We start from the raw sequence: 15,531 nt of genomic DNA, 5'->3' as shown, positions 1-15,531 counted from the left end.
TCTGGGGACAGGAAAGGACTTCTGACAGTCGAGGGAACCGGACCCTGCTGCGGAGATGGGACGGGGTCGATCGCAATACCTGGCCGGCATTGCCGCGATCAGCTCATCGATGTCGATGCCGCGGACCTCTCATGATCGTCGACTGAACCGCTAAGCGGTCCACGTCTATCCCCTACCTTGCACCGTAAAGGCAGAATGAGAACTCGGCGTTCGGCAGCGTGACGCGCAGCCGTTCCGTCATGGCGTCACTGAAGACGTGGTGGTCGACACAGTGGAAACTCCCGAGGTGGTCCCTGTGAGGGGCGGCGCCCAGGTCGAGTCGCTCGGGGGACGCGAGGACCTGTCCCTTCCTGGGGAGAAACCACGCCCTCGCATATCGGTCAGTGAAGAAGCCGTCACGCTCGGGGTCGTCGCACAGGTAGAGCCGCTTGAGGTGGGTGAGGGGCTGCCCGAGCAGCAACGCCTCCGCGCCCCGGTCAGTGAGTTGGCCCAGGGCCAGGCTCAGCGACTCCAACCGCGCCACGATCGGCGCGACCGCGACCGCTTCGGCGATGTCGTCCTGAAACGAGCTTCTCTCCAGACCAAGGTGACGCAGCGCGGGCAGCCGTTCCCCGGACATCAACGGGGCGAGGTCGTCGAGCGTGACCGTGCAGCCGTTGGCCTCAAAGCCGAGCCACATCCCCAAGTGTTCCAGGCTGGGCAAATCACTGGCGCCAACCGCCCGCACGACTTCGGCGGGCAGCGCGTCCGACTCGAAGCGCAGCGTCCGGAGCGTCTCACTGCGGAACGGGCTGAGTTCCAGGTCGTCCCCGTGTACATCCAGGCGTTCCAGCGCCGGGAATGCCCGCAGCAGCGGATCGAGGCTACGAGAGTCGACGTAACTGAATTCCTGCCATGGATCATGCAGGTAGCCGAGGAACAGTGATTTCAAGGCGGGGAGCCGGTCTACGGCTTCGATCAAAACATCGGGCGGGTAGACGTCGTCTTCACACGACCCCCAGTATCCGATGATGAGATGGCTGACCTGGGTCGTGTCGACTGCGTCCAAGAAGGGATCGAAGATATCCCTGAAACGGATGCTGTCCCATTCCCAGGATATGTGCCATGCCACGTCCCGGGCCGGCGGAAGGCCGCTCGACGGATCAGTTTCCTCGCTGAACGCGAAGACCGGCAGCCCGCCGTATTCCATCAGATGCTCACTCATCATTAGGCTTTTCTCGCGATCCTGCCGGAACTGTCCTTTCAGGCCGCCGCAGAGGGTAGCAGAGGTCGTTGCGGCTGGTGTGGTGCAGGCGCAGAGAGGCTGGGCGCTGACGACCTTCGGATCTCAGGCACGGCGAATTCAAGAAGTCCGGCAGGGAACGCCAACAGCCCGAGCTGGAAGCGTGCCACGCTTTCCTCTCGTCGGCGACACACCGGCGGTGTCCTCCTGGACCGCTCAAGCCGTTGTGAGCGCAGATCCGTACAGGGCTGGGCCGATCTTGTGGATGTGGCCTTGGCGGGACCATTGGGAGAGCTGGACGCGGAAGCTGTTGACGTTGTGGATACCGAGGACGGCGGCGAGCTCGGTTCCTTTCCAGGCGGGTCGTTCCAGCGGCCGGGTAGTGGCCGGACTGCCGGCTCTCGGGTCAGTCGCCGGGTCATCTGGCGGACGGTGGCCCACCAGATCATTGCGCGGTGATGCGCGGGTTTGCGTTCGCAGCAGCGCGCAAGGTGGCGATGTCGCATCATCCAGGCGAAACTCCGCTCGACCACTCACCTGCGCGGCAGGATCACGAACCCCTTTGACGATCTGCACGGCCATGCCCAGGACGTCGTTTGGGCGTGTTATCGATTCGATTTCACATCGCATCAGGTCGACCCGCTGTGCACGATCCTGGCTGCTTGGTCCGCCGTGTACTCCGCCGGCCGTCAGCGCGCCCCACCTGGTGGTCCGTGCCGGACGACGGAGCCCGGTCCGCGAGTGGCCGGGCCGAACCAGATCCCAGCCACCTGTGAGGGAAGACAGCAGAAGTGATCCTCGAATCCCTTGCCTGCCTGTTATCAATGAGATTCGAACGCAGGATCTTGGACAGTCATCGGGGATGTCATGACAGCTCACATTGAATTTCGAGTTCTTGGTCCGCTGGAGGTCGGTGTCGGGGATCGCCCTGTCAGGTTGCGTGGGCTTCGGCAGCGTTCACTGCTGGCCGCGCTGTTGCTGGATGCCGGGCGGGTCGTGTCGATCGATCGTTTGGCGGCCGCGGTCTGGGGCGAGCACCTGCCTGAATCGGTACGCACCCAGATCCCGATCCATGTTCACGGGTTACGTAAGGCGTTCAAGGACGCCGGCTGCGGCGTACAAGTGATCGTCACCGAGCAGGCCGGCTATCGCCTGCGTACTGACGGCGTATGGCTGGACGCGCGCGAGGCGGAGGAACTGGCAGCGGCGGCCCGAAAGGCCGCCGGTGCGGGGCAGAGCGAGCAGGCGGCGGCGATGCTGGGGCGGGTGCTCGGGCTGTGGCGGGGGCCGGTGCTGGCCGAGATCGACACCGCCGAGATCGCCGTGGTGGCCCGCGGGCTGGAGGATGCCCGGCTGAGCATCGCGGAGGAGTGGGCCGAGGCGGAGTTGGCCTGTGGCCGTCCTCGCGAGGTGGTGGCGCGGCTGGCCGGGCTGGTGGAGGATCATCCGCTGCGTGAGGGGCTGCGCGCGCAGTTGATGCTGGCGCTCTGGCACTCCGAGCGGCAGGCCGACGCGCTGGAGATCTACCAGCGGGGACGCAGACATCTCCGGGAAGAACTGGGTGTGGAGCCGGGCAGAGGGCTGCGGGAGGTCCAGCGGGCGATCCTGGCCGGACCACCCGCTCTCGACGCCACACGACCGGAGGTTCCCGCGCCGCGCGTTGTCGGGGACGCGGATGACGAGCCGCTTCCGGCGGATACGGGGCCAGTCGTGACGGTACGGCCGGCACAGTTGCCGCCACCGGTTTCAGCGTTCGTGGGCCGAACATCGCAGCTACGGGCGCTGGATCGGTTGCTGCGGCAGGACGGGCGATTTCTGCCGATGGGCGTGATCAGCGGGGTGGCCGGGGTGGGCAAGAGCGCACTGGCCCTGCAGTGGGCTCATCTGGTGGCCGACCGGTTCCCCGATGGCCAGTTGTTCGCCAATCTTCGTGGCTATGACCTGGACAGAGAGTCGGCACAACCGGCGGCGGTGCTGGAGCGGTTCCTGCGAGCGCTGGGAGTGGACGGGGAGGCGGTTCCGGCCGGCGTCGAGGAGCGGACCGCGTTGTTCCGCAGCATCCTGGATGGGCGGAAGGTACTGGTGGTCCTGGACAACGCCCAGTCGGCGGCGCAGGTACGGCCATTGCTCCCGGCGACGCCGGGCTGTTGTGTGATCGTCACCTCCAGGCGCCGGCTGGAAGGGTTGCTGGTGGGCGGCGGCGCGCTTCCGGTGCCCGTGGAGGTTCTGACCGAGCAGGATTCCGCCGAACTGCTGGCGCGTGTGCTGGGAGCGGAGCGAGCGGCTGCCGAGCGAGAGCCGGCGGCCGATCTCGCCGCTCTGTGCGACGGGTCACCGCTGGCGTTGCGGATCGCAGCGGCGAAGCTGGCCATGCGGCCGCAGTGGTCGGTCGCCGAAATGGCCGAGCGGCTGGCTGACGAGCGTAGCCGGTTGGACCAGCTCAGCCGGGGCGGGCTGGAGGTCCGCGCCAGCATCGGGCTGTCCTATCGCGAACTGTCGGCACGGGCAGCCCTGGCGTTCCGGCGGCTGGGGCTGATGGACGCCCCGGGAGGATTCGCGCCCTGGTTGGTGGCGGCGCTGCTCGACACGACGGTGCACGATGGTGAGCGGCTGCTGGAGGAGCTTGTCGATGCCCAGTTGCTGTAGCCGCTCGGCAGGGACGAAGCCGGTCAGCCACGTTACCGCTTCCACGATCTGATCCGCCTGTTCGCCCGGGAGCAGGCCGAGACAGTGGAATCACCTGACGCCAGGCTGGCCGTGCTGAGCCGGGCCTTCGGTGCGCTGCTCGGCCTGGCGGAGCAGGCCCGCGACCTGCTGTACGGCCGCTACCAGATGGTGCCGCGCGGTGACAGTCCGCGCTGGCTTCCGGAAGACGCATCGCAGGCGGCCCTGATGGGTGACCCGCTGGCGTGGCTGGAGAGCGAAAGACTGAACCTCGTGGCCGCTGTGACGCGGAGCGCCACGTTGCGGCTCGCCGATCTGTGCTGGGACCTCGCGGCCAGCTTTGTCCATATGTTCGTGTCACGGGCCTACTTCGACGACTGGCGAACGGTAGCCACCCGGGCCCTCGAAGCCTGCCGCGCCGCCTCCCACCTGCCGGGCCAGGCCGCGATGTTGTACTCCCTCGGTTCCCTGGACCTGAGCCGACGCCGGCTCCCTCAGGCCGCCGACCTGCTGGCGACTGCTCTTGAGCTGTTCCAGCGGCTCGCAGACGTGCCCAGCCAAGCCATCGTGCTCCGCCACCTCGGCACGGTTCACGTCTTCAGGGGAGATCTCGACAGGGGGCGGCGAGAACTGGAACGGGCGCTGGCACTCTTCGAGCAGGTCGGCGACACCACCGCCCTGGCTCACGGCCTGGGCTTTCTCTCACACGCGCACATGCTGGAAGGCCGGCTGGAGGAGGCCGCGCGGCTGCTGGATCGCGCGCTGGCCATCAATCCGGGCAGCAAGCGAACCGAGGCTCAGATATTCAAACGCCTGGCCGAGGTCTACCACCGCCAAGGCCGGTACGTCGACGCGATCAGGAAGTGTGAGCGTGCCCTGGCCCTCACCCTCGACCTGAACGACCTGGTCGGCCAGGCGTACGTGTTGCATGCGCTGGGCGAGGCACAGCTCGACCTCGGAGAGGTCGTCGAGGCCGGCGCCACTTTGCACCAGGCGTTGCACATCGCCCGCCAGGTGGGCGACAGGCTGATCGAAGGCCGGGTCCTGCTGGCTCTCGGACATCTCGAAAGCGACCACAGCACGTTCCATCTCCAACAGGCTGCCGAGACCTTCGCAGCCATAGGAGCCGCGGGCTGGCACGACAAGGCCATGAAGGCGGCCGCGCAGGTGAGCGTCTGAACATCGGCCAGGCCGGCCTTCCACGGCCACCCCGCTAGAATGCGTGTTCCTGAAATGCGGGACGACGGCAGTGCCGCCCGTCGAGTGGCCGTGGACCTGGTACCCACCGCCGATGGGGGCTCATAGTGGGGAGGATCCAACCATCCGGAAACTCGACGGATGAACGAGGAGAGTCCCCGGCCGGAGTCGCCCCCGGGCGTCCCGTCGCAGGTCGTCGCCCAGTTCACGGCACTCGAACGACCGATCCCCGCACAGCTGCCCAGCCCTGTTGCGACGTTCACCGGCCGTGAGACAGAGGTCGAGAGGTTGTGCACCCTGCTGACCGATGGCTCCGAACGCGCGGTAGCCATCTCCGGACCGGCCGGCATCGGTAAGTCAGCTCTCGCCCTCCAGGTGGCCCACCGCATCTCCCACCACTTCCCCGATGGACAGCTCTACGTCAACCTGCAGGGATCCACTCCAGGTACGGATCCCCTGCCCACCCCGGAGGTGCTCGGCCGATTCCTGCGCTCGTTGGGGGTTGCCACCCCGGCGATCCTGGCCGAACCGGAGGAGACCGTCGCCACCTTTCGCTCGCTGACACATGGGAAGCGCCTGCTGATCCTTTTGGACAATGCGGCGAGCGCCGAGCAGGTACGCCATCTGCTGCCCGGCAGCGGGACGTGCGGCGTGCTCATCACCAGCCGGCGGATGCTGAGCTCGATCGACGCCGCGAGCCATTCTCAGCTCCAGGGGCTGACGCGAGACGAGGCCGGCGCACTTCTCACCCGGTTCCTCGGCGCTGACCGGCTCGACCGCGAAGCCCAGGCGGCGGCCGAGGTCATACCACTATGCGGCGAACTACCGCTGGCGCTGTCCATTGTCGCAGCGCGGCTGCTCGCGCGACCGGACATGTCAGTTCGCGCCCTCGCCGACAGGCTCGCCGGCGAGCAGCGGCGGCTGGCCGAGCTCGAGATCGACGACCAGGCGGTACGCGCCAGTTTCATGGTCAGCTACGAGGACCTGGGTGATGGACCGGCGGCCCGGCTGTTCCGGTTGCTCGGCCTTCTGGACGGGCCGGATACCGGCGTTCCCGTCGCCGCAGCGCTCGCGGAGCTACCTGAGCGGCGCACGGCCGCGCTTCTCGATCATTTGCTGGAGAGCCAGCTCGTGGTGTCCGATGTTCCCGGGCGGTATCGCATGCACGACCTCCTGCGGTTGTTCGCCAAGGAGCTCGCGATGAAGCAGGAGAGCGAGAAGGCCCGCGCCCTCGCCGTCCGACGAGCTTTCCATTGTCATCTCGCCACGGCACGACGCGCGGCGTTGTCGGTAGAGCCGCTGATCGCCTGGCGGATCGACTTCGTACCCGAGGTGCTCACCCATTCCGGGGTGCCGCTGGAGTCCGTGGAGGTGGTCAACGCATGGCTCGATACCGAGATCGAAAACCTTGTTGCCATCGCCCGTCAGGCCGTGACGAGTGCTGATCCGGCGATCGCGGCCTACCTGTCCGCATGCTTGAACACGCCGTTGGAACAGCGGGCGCGATGGCGCGAGCAACTGGCCCTGGGACATCTCGCTCTGGAGGCGGCGCGTTCCACCGGTGATCTCCGCCAGGCGGGGCTCGGCAACAATGATCTCGGTTGGGCATCGCACGCGTTGGGAAAGCCCGCAGAGGCTCTGGCGTCCTTCGACCATGCTCTCGATGCCTGGAGACCGATCGGCTACGACACCGGCCAAGCCTTGGCCCTGAACGGACGCGGTGCGGCTCTTCGTTCGTTGGGGCGCCACGAGGAGTCGCTTGTTGCCCTGGAACAGGCGAGCGCAATCTGGCACCGATTGGGCCATGCCCGGCACGAGGCGTCGTGCCTGACCGGCATCGGACTGACCCATCAACGACTCGAACGTTACGACGAGGCGATCGCCGCTCACCGAAAGGCGCTGTCTCTGGCAAAAGAGTCGAATGCCAGGGTCACCGAGGTGATGGCGCTGGGCAACCTTGGTGAGGCACACAGACTGAACGGGCAGGCGGATGAGGCGGTGACCTGCTTCCAGGAGGCCCTCCGGCTGGATCGGCAGCGCGGCTTGTCCGGCACCTATTGGGAGGCAGAGCATTTGTGGGGGCTCGGCCGGGCGACCGGTGACCGTGACCACCTGAACAAGTCAGCGGCCATCCTCCACGAGCTGAAGCTGATCACTTACCACGAAGCCCGCGCGATCGAACTCGACCCGGTTCCTGACACCCCCGACGCCATCTCGCAGCAACTCTAGACGCAGGCCGCACGGTCAACCGCCAGGCAGGTACCGCACCGCCTGCCGTACGGCCACCACGGCACGCCGGCGCACCTCCGGGGTCACCTGGCGACTCCTGCCTGCCACCTCGACCACGAGGTTGGTCACCTGAGTCCACAGCGTGATCCGGGCCGGCGAGCCGAACATGGTCTGCCGCTCTTCTCCTGCGTGAACGCGGCCTCGCCCACCGCTTCCGCTCGCTTGACCGGCGACACACTCACGTTGGCGCCGGGCTCGTCGGAGGTGCCGGCGGTACGCTCGGTAGCCAAGGCAACGCGTGCCCGGAGGACACTGGTGATCACCAGAAGGCAACCGGCCGGACGTGACACGAGTAGCCCATCACCACGTTTCCCTCCTGATGGGCCGCTCGCCGTGAGCGAAGCAGGCACGGGACAGCAAGCCGCCCGACCGCGTCCCAACAGCGCCCCGGATGTCAGGCGCGGCGCGGTGTCCGTGGGGGTGCCGGGTAAGAGTCGTGCCAAGCGGCATGAGCCGGTGGCAACACCTTGGCCTCAGAGGCAAGTGTCAGTCAGGAATGAGCACGAGCTTGCCGCGGACGTGGCCGGTTTCGCTGGCGCGGTGGGCGGCCGCGGAGTCGGCGAGGCGGTAGGAAGTGAGCGGGACCGTGATCGCGCCGGCGGCTGCGAGCCCCGCGACCTCGGCGAGGATCGCCGGCATGTCGCCGGGCTCCTCCGCGATGAACCGGGCGCCGAGTTGCCCGGCCGAGAAGTCGGCGAGCGTTACGACGCGATCGGGGACGCCGGCCAGGCTGATCAGTTCGGGCAGCGAGCCGTGGCCGGCGGTGTCCAGGACGGCATCGACGCCTCCGGGAGCTGTCGCGGCGATACGTTCGCCGAGGTTGGTGCCGTAGCGGACCGGTGTGGCTCCGAGCGACCGTAGGTAGTCGTGGTTGGTGTCACTGGCCGTCCCGATCACGGTGGCGCCCCGCCGCCTGGCCAGTTGCACCGCGAGCGTTCCGACCCCGCCTGATGCGCCGTGGATGACCAGCGTCTCGCCGGGAGTGAGGTTGAGCATGTCGAGCGCGTGGTGAGCGGTTGTCGCGGCGACGGGTAGTGCGGCCGCAAGCTCCCAGGCGAGCTCCGTCGGCTTGGCGGCGATCCGGTCCACCCGGGCCAGCGCTTTTTCGGCGTAGCTTCCGGCGAGCGCTTTGCCCAGCACCTCGTCGCCGACGGCGAATCCCTGCGTGTCCTCGCCGACGGCCTCGATCACGCCGGCCACGTCGATGCCGGGTACGTGTGGCAGTTCGACGGGCATCACGTCGGCCAGCGCGCCGGAGCGGATCTTCCAATCGATCGGGTTGACGGCGGCGGCGCGGACGCCGATGCGTACTTGCCCGCGTCCTGGCTCCGGCACGGCGAGTTCGAGGAGGTCAAGGACCTCCGCATCCCCATATCGGGAGAACGCAACTGCTTGATAGCTGTCTGGCATCGGAGTCTTTCGGGATCGAGGCTGCTTCGAACTAGCGAACCGGCGGTTTGTTTCGACTTCGGTAGCATACGAACCGCCGGTTCGATTTTCAAATGGAGACGATCATGCCGCCGACCAAGAAAGCCCGCGCGGACGCGACGAGAAACCGCGCGGCGATCCTCGCCGCGGCCACGTCCCTGTTCGCGCGAGAAGACATCTCGACCGTCTCGGTGCAGGACATCGCGCAGGCGGCGGGTGTCAGCAAGGCGGCGATCTTCCGGCACTTCCGCGACCGCTCGGGCCTCATCCAGGAAATCCTCGAGCCCCGCGCCGCGCAACTGCGCGAAGCGGTTGAGAGCGGTCCCCCACCCCTCGGGCCTGGGGCGCCGCCGGCCGAAGCGCTGGCAACCTACGTCGAGGCGCTGCTCGACTTCGTATGGCGCAACCGGGCCCTCATCCGGGCCTTCGAGTACCTCGGACCAGACGCCTACTACGCCAACGACGCCAGCCGCTTCTGGATCGCGGAGCTGACCCGCCGACTCGCCGCGACCGCCCCCTACATCGACGCCGAGTACCTCGCCTACGCCGTGTTCACGGCCCTACGCGCCGACGTCATCGACCATCTCCTGACCGTTCCGGGGATGACCCCCGAGCGCATCAGAACAGGCATCCACACCCTTGCGACGGACGTCGCTGGGCACGTTCGAGGAGCGCCTGGCCCTGCCGGATGACGTCGACGATGTCGGAATCGCGCTGCTGAGCTGGTAGGCGCAGCGCGGCCAGGCGCTCATCCCCCGACGGGGCGCGCCTGATCGCCGTGGGCTCCTCGCAGTGGTGGCGGCGGCAACGGCGGTCCCGCGGCGCTCGTTGGCTACGCGGGTGCAAACGTAGGCAAAGTGGACCGTCCTTCTGGTGCTGGCCGGGTTGGCAGGTGTCTACGCGACAGCCGGGTCACCCCTGGCCCTGGCGGTACTCGGCTTACAGGTGCTCTTCACCCGGCGCCGGTCCTGGTGGTCGGCGACTGGAACCCGAACGCGCGCGCCGAACTGGACGGCGCGGCAGGCCAAGCCGATCCGCCGGGGCTCGGCCGCATGGGCAACCTGACCACTCGCCTGGCCGAGCTGGACGGGCGGCTGGACCTGGCCCGGGACGGCGAGTGGTCCGAACTGGCCGCGACGGTGCCGACACGCTCCTGGGTCCCCGCCTAGATCGAGCCAGGGCTGGGATGACTTTCATCCTCGAAGGTTCCCGACCTGTGGCCCCCTGGAAACGCGGGCCATATCGAGAGCCAGATGCGAGCGGCGCAGGCGGCCGGTCCTCACCAAGTGGCCCAGGTCGGCGCGGGTGTCATGCATGAGCTGCAGATGGAAGTAGTTCACGTGCTCAAGCAGCGCGAACACCCACAGCGCCGCCCCCGGCCAGACCTGCGCGCCGGACGCGCCCATGACCAGGCCGGCACCCACCACGACGGCCCCCGCCACCAGCAGGCCGACGTTGATCCGAGAAATCATGCGATACATCGCCATCCCTGCCGGAACGGGTGCTCGCGAAGAGAGCTGGGTGAACTTCAGCCACCAGTACACGCCGCCCTCAGCCAAGACGAGCAGGACCAGCACAAGCCCTGCCGAGTTGGCCACGGTCAGGGGCATGCCCAGCAAGCCGGCCAGCACCCCGGCGATCAGCGGAATGTTGACGAACTCCAGAACTGCCAGAGTCTTCATTCGGCGAAGCACGGACGCACGGGGAGAAACCACGAAGGCCATTCTCTCCGACTTGCGCTGAGACACCAGCGCCGGTGCGCCTGGCGTCCACTTCGACCTCTCGGCGGACTGGCTCGCGAGCCGTTCCTGACGATCGACGACATCCTTGTCCGGCCGCCTTCAGCCCCAGCGCGGCGGCGGTGACGTGGGCGGTCAGCGCCTGCCCGCGGCGGGGAGGCGACTGACCGACAGATCCCGGACGCCGACGGCCCCGAACATCATCGCGTGCTGCATCGGAGATGCCCAGGCCGCCATCCCGCATTCGCCGCCTCCTCGCGGCGAGGCGGGGCCGCTGCTCTTGCCGCGGCAGCCGGAGGCACCGAATGGATCACGGTGTGTGCGGGGTTGATGCGCGCGAGCACCCACGGAGAACGCAACCGCTAGACGAAAATTCCAGAATGCACCCGATCCCGCGTCGCCGCAGGTCAGCTCCCTGGTCACAGCGCGGCGCGGCACTTCGCGCAGCAGGAACTCCGCTTCGGTACACACTCAGTTCTGAGCCGGTTCTGTGCGGCTGCGAACTGTCAGGGGCGTAGCCAGAATTGAGCGAATGCTCAAGCGGATCATGGTAAGTGCAGCGCTGCCGCAATTCAAGGTGTCAGATTGACTCTTGAAGCGGTGCACGCCGGCCGGCGACCACACCGCAACGCCACAGCGACCCGGGCCCTGCGCGTCCAGCGTGTCGGGAGGGCTCGCGCGGCCCCTCGCCCGTACAGCCGGGCCTGTACACCGGCTCCGACGCGGTGGCGGGGCTGCCGCGGACACCGCTTGTCGCCGACCCCGTCCTCACGGCCCTCACAGCCCTGACGCTGTTCGGATCGGCGAGCCACCGCGGTCGCCACCACCACCTCCACGACCTGTACGGATGAGTGTTCGGCATCCGGAGTGTGGAATCGCCGGGTGGTGAGGCTGGTTCCCCGCCACCCGGCGACCGTTCCTGGGGTTGTGTGGCTATTGGACGGCGTGGGCATTCTTGGTTGTGTCGCGCAGGTTGAAGGCGCGCTTGGTGGTCTGCTTGATGGTGTTGCCCGCCTTGTCCCAGGCCTCGACCTTGAGGGTGACGGCGCCCTTGGTGGCGTTGAAGGCGGGGTACCGGGTCTTGGCGGTGTAGCTGCCGTCCTTGTTGCTCTTGAGCGAGACGGGGGCGTAGGTGGCGCCGTCGTCGGTGCTGGCCCACATCCTCAAGCCGGCGATACCGGGCATCTCGGTGGCGGAGGGCGAGTGGTAGGGGGTGACGGCGAAGGTGTGTGAACGGCCGGCAGGCACGGTGTTGTCGGTGTCCAGGCTGTCACCCAGGTCATAGCTGACGAACACCACCGGAGCGGGCCTGCAACGTTCGGCCGTGCCGTACAACGCCTCCAGGGAGCAGAAGGATCCGGGTAGGCGCTCGGTCTCCACAGGAGTGGTGAAGGTCCACTCGGTGTCGTTCTGGGCGTTCTTGGCGGTGAGCCGGTAGTTGCCGGAGCCCTCCGGCAACGAGAAGTGCGGGAGGAGATCGGTTCCCGCGACCGGGGTACGTGGGATTTCCTGGCCGCCCCGGTACAGACGGATGTCGTAGAGGGCGGCGTCGCTCTGCTGGCTGTCCCACATCCCCTGGTACTGGCGGTTGGCCGGCCCGCCGTTGGCCGGCTCGATCTCCGCCCAGAGGACGTCACCTCGCACACAGACCATGCAGCGGAAGTTCGCACCCCAGTTCGCGGAGGGCTCGGCGAGCCTGATGACCTTCTCAGAACCTGTGTTCGCGCCAGGCGTGAACGGAGTGGTCAGCCACGACTGCCTGGTACGGCCGGGCTGGTCGAACACCTCCAGGAGCCACTGGGGCTGCGTCATGTTCAGTGTCTTGGGGTCGGACATCGAGTCCATGCCGTGCGAGCTGATGACGTCCGGGTCGAGCGGCCCCACCCAGTCGGTCCGTCGTGTCGCGGTGGACAGCGGGAAGCCCCAGCCAAGGGGCGCCGATTCCAGCGGGGCGACGTCGTCCACCTTCCAGGCGTATCGCCAGTCGCGGTACTGCGTGGGGGTGGCGGCATGGACGTCCATGTCGATCTGGGCGAGGTCGCGGTTGGTGAAGGTGTAGTGCAGCGATCCCGGCACCCGGCCTTCCTCGTAGGGGGCGAAGGTGTAGGTATGCGGTGATTCCGGGGTGCCTGTCACCTGGATGGCGACCGGCCTGTCGGCGATCCGCTCACGCAGTTGGAGCGCTTCCCGTGCGGGAAGGGACACGTTGGGGATGCCGATGGCCTTGGACATCCCGCTCCAGGCGATGGGGAGCGGGATCCCGCAGCCGGTGCCCGCCTTCGGGAAGTGCACCACCCCGGCCGCACCCGCATCGCGCAGAGCGCCGAGCCGGTCGATCTGGACCCCGCACTCCTCGCCGCCGAAGACCGACGGCGCCATCGGGACCTCCATGAGGGCGAGCTTGCCGCGTAGATCTCGACCGGCGATGTCTTCCGCTCTGCCCTCGCCGACGTCCACGAGCTCCAGATCCTTCGTCCCGGTGAACGACCGGTAATCGTAGTAGAGGCCCTGTGAGTGCCCCCAGTTGTGGAGGGCGTGCATCGGAGCGGTGGGGTGCAGGGTGAGCTTCTTGGCCTTCCGCACTTCCATGGCGACCTCGGTCTGCCCGAGTGTGAACCGGCTGTGGAAGCGGAATTTGCCCTTGGTGACCGGCTTGGTGGGGGTGGCCCACATCCGCAGCCACGAACCTACGATCGTGTCGCTCGAAACCGAACTCAAGTAAGCGGTGCCGTTGGAGGTGGTCCGCTGATACGCCATCGTGGGGTCGTTGTTCAGCGGTTCGGCCGGTTTCGGGGTGGTGAAGCGGATCTCGGAGGCCTGCCGGGCATCCAGGGTGATCTCCGTGTCGCCGGTGACGGTGATCTCGGGGCTGAGCAGGAACACCACGTTGAAACGGTCGTCGTCGCCGATCCAGGTCACCAGTTGCGCCACGCTGATCGTGCCCTGGGGAACCCGGGTGACCGTCGTCCCCTCCTCGGTCAGGCGGGCCGTGGTGATGACGCCCTTGTCGCCGGCCACGTCGATGGTGTCCTGGGACCAGGGGCTGCTGGGTTTCCCGTCCCTGCCCAGGGTATGGATGGTGAGCGTGGCCATGGGCGCGGCGCGGACCGCGCCGACGGGGGTGCGCAGTTGGACGCCGTCGGCGGCCGCGGTGACCGCCCCGGCGTAGGCGTCGACATCGGTCAGGCCACTGGGGTCGAGTGTCACCGTGGTGGTCGCGGTGCCGGAGGCGGGAACGGTGAGGGTGGAGTCGGCCAGGCTGAGCGCGCCGCCGACAGCGGTGCCGTCGGACGCGCGCAAGGCCGGGGTGAGGGTCAGGGTCACCGGCTGGTCGCCGAGGTTGGTGTAGGTCAGCTCGCGGCTGACGGGCCGATCCTCCGGGTCCAGCGTGGCGTAATCGAGGCCGGCGGTGGTGGCGAAGACTTGCTGGGCGTGCGCCCTGGCCAGGTCGACCCGGCCTGCGCCCTGCTTGTAACCACTCAGCTCGTCGTCCTTCGCCGTCGACATCAGCGCGGCCTTGAGCTGCGGGCCGTTCCACTCAGGATGCTCCTGGGCCAGGATCGCCACGGCCCCTGCCACGTGCGGGGTGGCCATCGAGGTGCCGGCGGCGGTGGTGTAGTGATCGTCGGCGGGAGTGCCCATCGTGGTGCCCGCGGCGCGGGCGGCGGTGATGGCCACTCCTGGAGCGGCGATGTCGGGCTTGAGCGCGCCGTCTCCCGTGCGCGGCCCCTGGCTGGAGAAGCTGGCCCACTTGTCGCTCTTGTCCACCGCGGCCACGGTCAGCGCCGCGTCGGCCGTCCCCGGTGAGGCGACCGTCTCGGCGCCGGAAGCGCCGATGTTGCCCGCGGCGATCACGAACAGGGTGCCGGTGGAGGCGCTCAGCGCGTTGACCGCCTGGCTCATCGGGTCGGTCCCGTCGGTGGGACCGCTGCCCAGGCTCATGCTGACCACCTTGGCGCCGCTGGCCGCGGCCCATTCCATGCCCTCGATGGATTGCGAGTCCGTGCCGGAGCCCGAGTCGTCCAGCACCTTGCCGATGACCAGCCCGGCCCCCGGTGCGACGCCCTTGTACTTGCCGCCGGAAGCAGCCCCGGACCCGGCGATCGTGGAGGCGACATGGGTCCCGTGGCCGTGCCCGTCCTGGACCTCCTGGCCGGGGATGAAGGACTTGGCGGCGACGACCTTGCCCGCCAGGTCCGGGTGATCAGTGTCGATGCCGGTGTCCAGGACGGCGACCTTCACGCCGGTGCCGTCGAGCCCGTCGGCCCACGCCTGCGGCGCGCCGATCATCGGGACGCTCACGTCCAGAGTGGCCTTGACCTTGCGGTCAAGCCACACCTTGGCGATGCCGCCGCGCAGGGTGTCCGGCACGTTGGCCAGCCCCACGATCCCGTTCGGATCCGTCCCCTCTGGTACGGCCCGCACCGCACGCCAGAAGTTGCCCGCCTCAGCCTTGGTAACCGTGACGGCGGCGGCGTTGATGCTCTCCAGCGCGTGCCCGGGCTCGCTGGCCGGGATCGCCTTGGCAGCGGAGGCGACAGCGGCCGCGCTGTTCTGCCGGGGATACTGCACGATGACCGGCAGCTGCTTGGCCTGGTCATCGGCGTAGCCGTTCTCGGCCAGGTAGGTGACGTTGAACAGCTCCCTGTCCAGGCGACCGGCCTGGATGGCCGGTATCGCGTCGCTGGGGGTGACGTACACCCCGTCCGGGGTGGCCATCGTGGACAGCCGCGGCAGGGTCCCATCGGGGCGGGCGACGGCCTTGGCGTCCACGGCGTACTTGCCGCCGCCGGCGTCCTTCAGCCGCACGGCGTCCCCGGTTACCAACGTGACCGTGTGCGAGCCCGCCCCCAGCCCGGTCAGCGTGATCGGGCCTGGTGCCGGTCCCGCCGCAGGGGCGGCCGGCGCGGCCTGCTGTCCTTCAGCCAGCGCGGCCGGCGAGCCGGGCACCACCACCGCGGCGAGCACCAGGATCGACCCTGTCAGAAGTGC

The 15,531-nt window shown here is 68.2% G+C and carries 11 protein-coding genes; 5 read left to right on the top strand and 6 right to left on the bottom strand.

What is annotated here, in order from left to right; genetic code table 11:
* Positions 1-172: 172 nt before the first annotated feature.
* Positions 173-1,204: a leucine-rich repeat domain-containing protein gene (locus IEZ27_RS32360; RefSeq protein ID WP_189650715.1), complete on the bottom strand. Its 1,032-nt coding sequence runs from the start codon at positions 1,202-1,204 to the stop codon at positions 173-175.
* A 234-nt stretch (positions 1,205-1,438) separates the two neighbouring features.
* Positions 1,439-1,804, bottom strand: coding sequence for a hypothetical protein (locus IEZ27_RS54255; RefSeq protein ID WP_229824548.1), 366 nt, complete (start codon positions 1,802-1,804; stop codon positions 1,439-1,441).
* Between the two features lie 285 nt (positions 1,805-2,089).
* Here IEZ27_RS54255 and IEZ27_RS32355 point away from each other — a divergent pair, with 285 nt between their 5' ends.
* The 3 genes from IEZ27_RS32355 (at position 2,090) to IEZ27_RS32345 (ending at position 7,312) form a co-directional block, all read left to right on the top strand.
* Complete coding sequence (locus tag IEZ27_RS32355) at positions 2,090-3,868, top strand: AfsR/SARP family transcriptional regulator (RefSeq protein ID WP_189650714.1); 1,779 nt, start codon at positions 2,090-2,092, stop codon at positions 3,866-3,868.
* A 111-nt stretch (positions 3,869-3,979) separates the two neighbouring features.
* Positions 3,980-5,065 carry a tetratricopeptide repeat protein gene (locus IEZ27_RS32350; RefSeq protein ID WP_189650713.1) on the top strand — a complete coding sequence of 362 codons (1,086 nt, stop codon included), beginning with the start codon at positions 3,980-3,982 and terminating at the stop codon, positions 5,063-5,065.
* Positions 5,066-5,224: 159 nt separating this feature from the next.
* Positions 5,225-7,312 (top strand): ATP-binding protein, encoded by a 2,088-nt coding sequence (locus IEZ27_RS32345; RefSeq protein WP_189650712.1) that lies wholly within the window; start codon positions 5,225-5,227, stop codon positions 7,310-7,312.
* 15 nt (positions 7,313-7,327) lie between these two features.
* On the opposite strand, the gene IEZ27_RS32340 is transcribed toward IEZ27_RS32345, so the two are convergent.
* Positions 7,328-7,480, bottom strand: a complete 153-nt coding sequence (locus tag IEZ27_RS32340; protein ID WP_189650711.1) for a hypothetical protein — start codon at positions 7,478-7,480, stop codon at positions 7,328-7,330.
* Between the two features lie 378 nt (positions 7,481-7,858).
* The gene (locus IEZ27_RS32335) at positions 7,859-8,782 is read right to left on the bottom strand and encodes an NADP-dependent oxidoreductase (RefSeq protein ID WP_189650710.1); all 924 of its coding nucleotides are present in this window, start codon (positions 8,780-8,782) and stop codon (positions 7,859-7,861) included.
* A 92-nt stretch (positions 8,783-8,874) separates the two neighbouring features.
* On the opposite strand from IEZ27_RS32335, the gene IEZ27_RS32330 reads away from it, so the two are divergent.
* Positions 8,875-9,492, top strand: a complete 618-nt coding sequence (locus tag IEZ27_RS32330; RefSeq protein WP_229824547.1) for a TetR/AcrR family transcriptional regulator — start codon at positions 8,875-8,877, stop codon at positions 9,490-9,492.
* Positions 9,493-9,771: 279 nt separating this feature from the next.
* Positions 9,772-9,969, top strand: coding sequence for a hypothetical protein (locus IEZ27_RS32325; RefSeq protein ID WP_189650709.1), 198 nt, complete (start codon positions 9,772-9,774; stop codon positions 9,967-9,969).
* Between the two features lie 24 nt (positions 9,970-9,993).
* On the opposite strand, the gene IEZ27_RS32320 is transcribed toward IEZ27_RS32325, so the two are convergent.
* Positions 9,994-10,482: a hypothetical protein gene (locus tag IEZ27_RS32320; protein ID WP_229824546.1), complete on the bottom strand. Its 489-nt coding sequence runs from the start codon at positions 10,480-10,482 to the stop codon at positions 9,994-9,996.
* Between the two features lie 990 nt (positions 10,483-11,472).
* Positions 11,473-15,507 carry a S8 family peptidase gene (locus IEZ27_RS32315; protein WP_229824545.1) on the bottom strand — a complete coding sequence of 1,345 codons (4,035 nt, stop codon included), beginning with the start codon at positions 15,505-15,507 and terminating at the stop codon, positions 11,473-11,475.
* Between the last annotated feature and the right edge of the window lie 24 nt (positions 15,508-15,531).

Source organism: Nonomuraea spiralis (assembly GCF_014648435.1).
Taxonomy (GTDB): Bacteria; Actinomycetota; Actinomycetes; order Streptosporangiales; family Streptosporangiaceae; genus Nonomuraea; species Nonomuraea spiralis.
Note: the sequence above shows the minus strand (reverse complement) of the source record. Positions and strands in the feature narration are given on the sequence as shown.